The organism is Ornithinimicrobium cerasi (assembly GCF_003702705.1).
GTDB classification, from domain to species: domain Bacteria; phylum Actinomycetota; class Actinomycetes; order Actinomycetales; family Dermatophilaceae; genus Ornithinicoccus; species Ornithinicoccus cerasi.
In genome coordinates this window covers 1-1672 of sequence record NZ_QZMN01000050.1, presented here as the reverse complement: position 1 = coordinate 1672, position 1672 = coordinate 1, and the positions used below count along the sequence as shown (strand labels likewise).

Genomic DNA, 1672 nt, shown 5'->3' with positions numbered 1-1672 from the left:
AGCCTCGATCCACCGATGGCCTTGAGGTTCTGAGCGTGCCGTAGCAGAGAGATGCCCTCCCGTACTGGGAGATTGGGACTTGCGACTGTTCCAACACTCCGACCCGGAAGGGCATCTCTGGGATGAAACTCTCTCACAGGTTCACGGCCGGCTCCGCGCTCTTCGACGACCCGAACCTGGTGGCGACCGCTGGGCTCGTGCCGGTGATGGGTCTGGCCGAACGGGCCGGCCTGGGAGAGCTGGCCCAGGAGCATCTGAGCGTGCCCACGGACAAGGGCGCGAACGCGGGGGCGAAGGTCTCGGCGCTGGTCGCGGGCATGGTCGCCGGCGCGGACAGCATCGATGACATGGCGCTGCTGCGCCACGGCGCGATGAAGAAGGTGTTCTCCGGTTGCTACGCGCCCTCGACGCTGGGCTCGTTCCTGCGGGCGTTCACCTTTGGTCACGTCCGCCAGCTGGACGCCGTCGCCTCCCGGGTCCTGATCGACCTGGCCGCCACCACCCCGGTCCTCGAGGGCATCGGTGAGTACGCCGTGGTCGACGTGGACGACACCATCATCGAGGTCCACGGGTACGCCAAGCAGGGCGCCGGGTTCGGGTACAGCAGGGTCCGCGGGCTGAACGCGCTGCTGGCCACCGTGTCCACCGACCAGACCGCGCCGGTGATCGTGGCCCAACGGCTGCGCAGGGGCTCGGCCGGTTCCCCGCGCGGTGCGGACCGGCTGGTCGCCGACGCCCTGGCGACCGTGGCCAGGATGCGCGATGGCCAAGAGGGCAGGCCGGTGCTGGTCCGCGCGGACTCCGCGTTCTACGGGCACCCCACCATCGGCGCCGCCGTCCGCACCGGAGCCGACGTGTCGGTCACCGTACGGCTGACCAGCAACATCCGGGCCGCGATCGCCACCATCACCGACGATGCGTGGACCCCGATCGAGTACACCGAGGCCATCCGGGACGAGGCCACCGGCGCGTGGATCTCCCGGGCCGAGGTCGCCGAGATCCCCTTCACCGCGTTCACCGCCCAGGCCCGCACCCGGCACGTGCCCGGCCGCCTGGTCGTGCGCCGCATCCCCGACCTGAACCCCAAGAAGGGCGAGGGCCAGGACCAGCTGTTCGACACCTGGCGCTTCCACGCCTTCTTCACCACCACCGACCCCGACGCCGCCGACACCGTCGCCGCGGACAAGACCCACCGCGCTCACGCCATCATCGAGAACGTCAACGCCGACCTGAAGAACTCCGCCCTGGCGCACCTGCCCTCGGGCAAGTTCGCCGCGAACGCGGCCTGGCTCGTCCTGGCCGTCCTCGCGTTCAACCTCACCCGTGCCGCCGCCACCCTGACCGGTCCCCAGCTGGCCAGGTCGACCACCGCCACGATCCGCCGGACCCTGGTCAGCGTGCCCGCCCGGGCAGCGTCCTCCGCCCGCCGACTACGCCTGCACCTGCCCACGAACTGGCCCTGGCAGCAGGCCTGGAAGCGACTGTTCGCCACCGTCTGCGGACCACCCCCGTCCGCCACGACCTGACCACCCAGCCGACGACGGCACAACCCAGGACCCGCACGTGGAACACCCCGACAGCAAGGTCGGGCGATCCCCCACGCCCACTCCCGAGAATCGACTATCCGATCTCCAACGCCCTGCTCAACGAAGTCCGTCGGTGGATCGAGGCT

Annotated in this window: 1 protein-coding gene; it reads left to right on the top strand. The window is 70.3% G+C overall.

The window, feature by feature from the left end:
* The first annotated feature begins 122 nt into the window (after nt 1-122).
* Nucleotides 123-1526, top strand: coding sequence for an IS1380 family transposase (locus tag D4B81_RS17710; protein ID WP_122263973.1), 1404 nt, complete (start codon nt 123-125; stop codon nt 1524-1526).
* Nucleotides 1527-1672 lie beyond the last annotated feature (146 nt).

Bases quoted from the DNA above. Each gene is read 5' to 3' on its own strand.
- D4B81_RS17710 (WP_122263973.1), top strand. From the start codon at position 123: ATGAAACTCTCTCACAGGTTCACGGCCGGCTCCGCGCTCTTCGACGAC.